Below are 6,451 nucleotides of genomic sequence, written 5' to 3'. Positions count from 1 at the left end.
CCTGGGGCTACGCCAACAACGCCGGCCCGGGCGAGCTGAACATCCCGGCCATCAAGGGCATTGGCGACTCGATCATCTATTTCATCGACCGCTGGCGCGGCAAGAACGGTGCGAAAGACGGCGACATCGGCAACATCGGGTTCTATGACGTCGATTTCGAGCCGCTGCCGGGTGCCGAGCTGAACCCGGTGGGCCACGGCCTGACCGTCATCGACCACCTGACGCACAACGTGCACCGCGGCCGCATGGCCGAGTGCGCCGAGTTCTACGAGCGCCTGTTCAACTTCCGTGAGGTGCGCTACTTCGACCTGGAAGGCCAGCAGACCGGCATCAAGAGCAAGGCCATGACCAGCCCCTGCGGCAAGATCCGCATCCCCATCAACGAGGAAGGCAACGAGAAGGCTGGCCAGATCCAGGAGTACCTGGCCCGCTACCAGGGCGAGGGCATCCAGCACATCGCGCTGGCCTCGACCAACCTCTACGACACGGTGGACGCGCTGCAGCTGGAAGGCCTGAAGCTGCTCAACACCAGCGAGACCTACTACGAGCTGCTGCCCCAGCGCATCCCCAACCACGGCGAGGATATCGAGGCGCTCAAGGCCCGCAACATCCTGGTCGACGGCGCGCCGGGCGAACTGCTGCTGCAGATCTTCAGCGAGAACCAGCTGGGCCCGATCTTTTTCGAGTTCATCCAGCGCAAGGGCAACCAGGGCTTTGGCGAGGGCAACTTCAAGGCGCTGTTTGAGACGATGGAGCTGGACCAGGTCCGCCGCGGCGTCCTCAAGGACTGACCTTCGAGAAAGGGCTCAGGGCCGCGTTGCGGCGGCTGGCCGTGGCGCTGCCACTGTCTGCGCCGCCACGCCTTGCCCTGCGCCCTTTTCGAAGGTCCTGTGCAGCACCTCGCCTTTCACTGGAGAAAACCATGGCGGTTGAACCCGTTGTTTACGGCGCCAGCGAGCGCCCGCCGCGCGGCGATTACGCCCGCGCCGGTGACGACTACACCTGCGCGCAGGACTGGGCGGCCTACACCGAGGCCGACCACGCCACCTGGCGCCGTCTGTTCGAGCGGCAGAGCGCTTTGCTGCCCGGCCTGGCCTGCGACGCCTTTGTGCAGGCCCTGCCTGCGCTGGGCCGGCCCGACCAGATCCCGCGCTTCGAGGACATCAACACCCGTCTGCGGGCCGCCACCGGCTGGGAGATCGTGGCCGTCCCGGGCTTGATTCCCGAGCGGCCGTTCTTCGAACTGCTGGCGAACCGGCGCTTTCCGGTCACCGACTGGATCCGCCAACCCGAAGAGTTCGACTACGTGGTCGAGCCCGACGTGTTCCACGACCTGTTCGGCCATGTGCCGCTGCTGTTCGACCCGGTGTTCGCCGACTACGTGCAGCGCTACGGCCAGGGCGGCCTGAAGGCGCACGACCTGGGTGCGGGCGAACTGCTCTCGCGCCTGTACTGGTACACCATCGAATTCGGCCTGATCCGCCAGCCCGACGGCCTGCGCGCCTACGGCGCGGGGATCCTGAGCTCGGCTGGCGAGCTGCGCCACAGCGTCACCAGTCCAAGCGCGCGGCGCATCGCGCTCGATCTGCAGCGCTGCATGCGCACCCGCTACAAGATCGACGATTACCAGGCCACCTACTTCGTGATCGACGAATTCCAGCAACTGTTCGACCTGACGGCGCCGGACTTCGCCCCGCTCTACGCAGCGGTGCGCTCGCTCGGCGAACTGCCGGCCGACGCAAGCATGGCCAGCGACTCGCTCATCACCGTGGGGTGAAAGGCCATGGCCACGTGCGGGACGGCGTGCAGGTGGCGGTTGTCGGCACCGGCCAGCACGGCGGTGGTGGCCGGGAACACGATGTTGTCGGCGTTGGAATACCAGCAGACAAAAGGCGGACGCCCTTGCCCGGCTTCTCGCGCCTCCAGTGCCTGCAACCAGTCGCTGTCCACGCGCATCTGCCGCCCGTTAGGCATGTGGCTCAGGCGCGCCAGCCAGGTGCCGCGGTGCGGCGTGCCGATGGTGACCACACCGCACACCCGCTCGCTCGCGCCCGGCGTGCCGGCCAACCAGGCCCGAGCGGCCAGCCCCCCCATGCTGTGGCACACCAGCAGCGGCGGCCGGCCGGTCAAGGCTTGCGCGCGCCGCACGGCGTCCTCGATCAGCGGCGCGTACTCGTCGATGGAGCCGAACACCGGCTCCAGGTTGACCGAGGTGTAGGGCAGGCCGCGCTGCTGCAACGCGTGCATCCATGGTGCCCATAAACCCCGGTTGCACAAGTAACCGTGCACCAGCACGGCCGCCGTGCGGCCGGGCGCCGGCGGCACGGCGGCATCGGGCAGGGCATGCCAGCGAAACGGCTGGCGCCACGAAAAGACCTGGGGCGCCAAGCGCACTTCGACCCACCACGCGCGCACCAAGTCGCCCATCGCCAGTGACGGAGCGGTATCGCCGCGGTTGATGAGCGCCATCAGGGTGAACTGCAGGGCGAGCACCAGCGCGTAGCCCAACACGATCACCATCGCCCCCACGACGGCCAGCACAGGCGCGCTGTGCCACCACCAGTGCCACCACAACGCCATCCCCACCAGCGACGACAAGGCGATGCCCTGCTGCAAGCGGGCCAGAGCGGATGCGCGGTGCGGCGACGGGGGGCTCGAAGGGGTCATGCGCGCACTATCGCATGCGACCGCACACAGCTCGTTGCACTTGGGTAGGGGCTGGCGTCTAGCCACCACCGCGCACGCAGCCTAGACTGGACCGCGCATGAACGCCCTGACGAACGACCCCAGCAGCGCCAGCGACCGCATCCGGCGACAACTCGAACGCGTGACCCATTTGCGCACACAGGCGCAGCAAGACGGGCTTTCCACCGCCGTGCACCAGGTCAAACAGTTGCAGGCGCGGCGTTTTCGCGCGACCTACACCGACTTCCTGACCGACCCGCGCCACGCGGCGGCCACCACCTTCTTTCTGGACGAGCTGTACGGTGAACACGACTTCGCGCAGCGCGACGCGCAGTTCGGGCGCATCGCCGGCGCCATCGAACGCCTGTTCCCCGAGGCGGTTGCCGATTTGGCGGTGGACCTGGCCGAGACCCATGCGCTGACGGAAAGCCTGGACCATCAACTTGCCGGGCGCTGGCTGGACCAGGACAACGACTGCCCCTACACCGAACGCTACGTGCGCAGCTGGCGCCAGACAGGCGAACGCGCGGCGCGGCAGCGGCAACTGGCGGTGGTGCTGCACATGGGCCAGGAACTGCAACGGCTCACGCGCATGAAATCGCTGCTGATCGCGCTCAAGCTCATGCGCGGCCCAGCCCAGGCCGCTGGACTGGCGTCGCTGCAGCAGTTCCTGGAGCGCGGGTTCAGCGCATTTGCCACGATGGGCGATGCACGCCACTTTCTGGCCGCGATCGCGGAGCGCGAGCAGCGCTGGATCGACGCCCTCTTCGACGACGATCTTCCGGCCTGCCAGGCAGCGCTGGCACGCGAACTGCAGCGCGCCTGAGCGGCGTGCGCCTGTGCTCTGGGTGACAGCCGCCTAGGGCTGGCCCTGTGTGGGCACGGCCACGGCGCCGCCAGAATGGGCGGCACCGATCCACACGACCCGCAACCATGAACCGACCCTGGCTGGCCCACTATCCCCCTGGCGTTCCACACGACGTGGACCCGTCGCAATACCGATCGCTCGCGGCTTTGCTGGAGGAGTCGCTGCGCCAGAACGCTCGGCACCCCGTGTCGGTCTGCATGGAACGCTGGATGAGCTACGGCCAGCTGGACGAGCACAGCGCCGCCATTGGCGCCTGGTTGCAGGCGCAGGGCCTGCCCCCTGGCGCGCGCGTGGCCGTCATGCTGCCCAACGTCCCGCAGTTCCTCGTCACCATGGCCGCCATCCTGCGGGCCGGGTACACCGTGGTGAACGTCAACCCGCTGTACACCTCGCGCGAGCTGGAACACCAGCTACGGGACTCGGGCGCCGAGGCGATCGTGATCCTGGAGAACTTCTGCCACACGCTCGAAGAGGTGATCGACCACAGCCCCGTGCGCCACGTGGTGGTGGCCAGCATGGGCGACCTGATGGGGTTCTGGTACGGGCGCTGGATCAGCTTCGCCGTGCGGCACCTGGCCAAACTGGTACCGGCGTTCCGCTTGTCGCTGACCGGCCCGCTCGGTGCTCGAACGGTGGTCACCTTTCGCCAGGCCTTGGCGGACGGCGGGGCACGTTCGATGAAGCCCAGCACCGCCACGCTGGATGCGGTGGCCTTCCTGCAATACACCGGAGGCACCACAGGCCTATCCAAAGGCGCGGTGCTCACACACCGCAACGTGATCGCAGCCATCTTGCAGGCCGAAGCCTGGTTCCAGCCGGCGCTGGCCCGAGTGGGCAACGTGCACCAGACCAACAGCATCGCGGCCCTGCCGCTGTACCACATCTTCGCGCTCACGCTGAGCTTGCTCAGCATCCGCTGGGGCGCACACATGACCCTGGTGCCCAACCCACGCGACGTGCCCGGCTTCGTCGCCACGCTCAAGCGCCGTCCCTTCCACCTGCTGCCCGCCGTCAACACACTGTTCAATGCATTGTTGCAGGACCCGCAGTTCCGCCAGGTGGACTTCTCGCACCTGCTGTTCGGGCAGGCCGGTGGCATGGCCGCCTCAGAGGCCACCGCCAAACAGTGGCTGGGCGTGACGGGCAGCCCCATGATCGAAGGCTGGGGCATGAGCGAAACCTGCGCCATCGGGACCAACAACCCGGTGAACAGCCGCGAATTCAGCGGCACCATCGGCCTGCCCCTGCCTGGCATCACCATCGCCATCAAGGACGACGCCGGCAACAGCCTGCCGGTCGGCTCGTCCGGCGAGATCTGCATCCACGGCCCGAACGTGATGGTCGGTTATCACAACCAGGCCGAGGAAACGGCCCGAGCCTTCACCGCCGACGGGTTCCTGCGCACGGGGGACATCGGCATCATGGACGAGCGGGGTTACACACGCATCGTGGACCGCAAAAAGGACATGATCCTCGTGTCCGGATTCAACGTATTCCCGAACGAGTTGGAGCAGGTGATTGCCAGCTGCCCCGGCGTGTTGGAGTGCGCCGCCGTCGGCATCGAGGACGCCAAACAGGGCGAAGCGGTCAAGGTCTTCGTCGTGCGGAGCGATCCGACCCTGAGAGAGGAAGACGTGGCGCGCTTCTGCCACGACAACCTCACCGGCTACAAGCGCCCCAAGTACATCGAGTTCCGCGACGAATTGCCCAAGACGAACGTCGGCAAAATCCTTCGCCGTGCGCTGCGCGCGGCGCCCTGACCCACGGCGCCCCCCTCTCATGAACGTGCCCAGCATTCCCGAAGTCCTGCAGTCCGCTGGCGTCACCGTCTTTGAACGTGGCTGGCTCTCAGCCAACAACGTGCTCATCCAGGGCGATGGCCCGAGCGCCCTGGTGGACTCCGGCTATTGCACCCATGCCGCACAGACACTGGCCCTGTTGTCGCAAACCTTGGACGAGCGTCCGCTGGACCTCTTGCTCAACACCCACCTGCACAGCGACCATTGCGGGGGGAACGCAGCCCTGGGAACGAGCTATCCAGGGATGACAACGCTCATTCCCCCTGGGCAGGCCGAAGCGGTTCGCCATTGGGACGCAGAAGCACTGACCTACGAAGCCACCGGCCAGCAATGTCCGCGCTTCAGCTTCCAGGATCTCTTGATCCCGGGCACCACCATCCGGCTGGGTGAGCACGAGTGGGAAATCCACGGCGCTAAAGGACACGACCCCCACTCCATCGTGCTGTTTTTACCGGCCGCCCACCTGCTCCTGTCGGCGGACGCGCTGTGGCAAAACGGCTTCGGCGTGGTGTTCCCGGAGTTGGAGGGGGTGTCCGCGTTCGATGAGGTTGAAGAGACGCTCAACCTCATCGAAACCTTGCGGCCACACACCGTGATCCCGGGACACGGCGGTGCGTTTCAAGACGTCGACCCCGCACTTGCGCGCGCGCGCACCAGACTGCAACAGTTCCGCGAATCGCCCACCAAACACCTGCGGCATGCGCTCAAGGTGCTGATCAAATTCAAGCTGCTGGAATGGCAAACCGTCACTTACCCGGACTTTCTATCCTGGGCAAAGGCAACACCCTATCTGGCGCGCTTCATGCCAGACGAACCCGAGCAGGCCGACGACTGGCTACGCCAATTGTTGAACGAACTCGAACGCAGCGCCGCATTACGGCAAAACGGGCTGCAGATCTTCAATGCCTGACTTGGAACCCAAAACGCGCGATATACCCTTCGCGGTTTTTTCGGTCCCCAGAAAGCCCAAACCCCCAGCCTCTGTGCAGAGACTGGGGGTGTGGGTGGCTTGTAAGAGCCTGACGATGACCTACTTTCACACGGGAACCCGCACTATCATCGGCGCAAAGGCGTTTCACTGTCCTGTTCGGGATGGGAA

6 protein-coding genes and 1 rRNA gene are annotated in these 6,451 nt (G+C 66.2%); 5 read left to right on the top strand and 2 right to left on the bottom strand.

Annotated elements, in window-relative coordinates; genetic code table 11:
* Together hppD and phhA are read left to right on the top strand one after the other, a co-directional pair.
* Positions 1–791: 4-hydroxyphenylpyruvate dioxygenase (hppD, locus tag ACR2JA_RS19380; RefSeq protein ID WP_434010698.1), on the top strand; the 791-nt coding region annotated here is incomplete at its 5' end.
* A gap of 131 nt (positions 792–922) precedes the next feature.
* Entirely contained in the window at positions 923–1,777 is an 855-nt protein-coding gene (gene phhA / locus ACR2JA_RS19375; RefSeq protein ID WP_434010697.1) for a phenylalanine 4-monooxygenase, read from the top strand.
* On the opposite strand, the gene ACR2JA_RS19370 is transcribed toward phhA, so the two are convergent.
* A complete protein-coding gene (locus ACR2JA_RS19370; protein ID WP_434010696.1) occupies positions 1,699–2,667 on the bottom strand; it encodes an esterase/lipase family protein in 969 nt (322 codons plus the stop codon). The two genes, phhA and ACR2JA_RS19370, sit on opposite strands and share 79 nt — an antisense overlap.
* Positions 2,668–2,764: 97 nt before the next feature.
* Between ACR2JA_RS19370 and ACR2JA_RS19365 the strand changes: the two genes are divergently transcribed.
* From ACR2JA_RS19365 to ACR2JA_RS19355, 3 genes are all read left to right on the top strand, one after another.
* Complete coding sequence (locus ACR2JA_RS19365) at positions 2,765–3,511, top strand: FFLEELY motif protein (RefSeq protein ID WP_434010695.1); 747 nt, start codon at positions 2,765–2,767, stop codon at positions 3,509–3,511.
* Positions 3,512–3,618: 107 nt separating this feature from the next.
* Positions 3,619–5,313, top strand: coding sequence for an AMP-binding protein (locus ACR2JA_RS19360; RefSeq protein WP_434010694.1), 1,695 nt, complete (start codon positions 3,619–3,621; stop codon positions 5,311–5,313).
* A gap of 19 nt (positions 5,314–5,332) precedes the next feature.
* On the top strand, positions 5,333–6,262 hold the full coding sequence (locus ACR2JA_RS19355; protein ID WP_434010693.1) for an MBL fold metallo-hydrolase: 930 nt from the start codon (positions 5,333–5,335) through the stop codon (positions 6,260–6,262).
* A 107-nt stretch (positions 6,263–6,369) separates the two neighbouring features.
* Here ACR2JA_RS19355 and rrf read toward each other — a convergent pair.
* Positions 6,370–6,451: ribosomal RNA gene (gene rrf, locus ACR2JA_RS19350) — 5S ribosomal RNA — on the bottom strand; the annotation flags it as partial.

The sequence above is a fragment of the Hydrogenophaga sp. genome, from assembly GCF_051007235.1.
Taxonomy (GTDB): domain Bacteria; phylum Pseudomonadota; class Gammaproteobacteria; order Burkholderiales; family Burkholderiaceae_C; genus Hydrogenophaga.
This window is presented reverse-complemented; position numbering and strand designations above follow the sequence as displayed.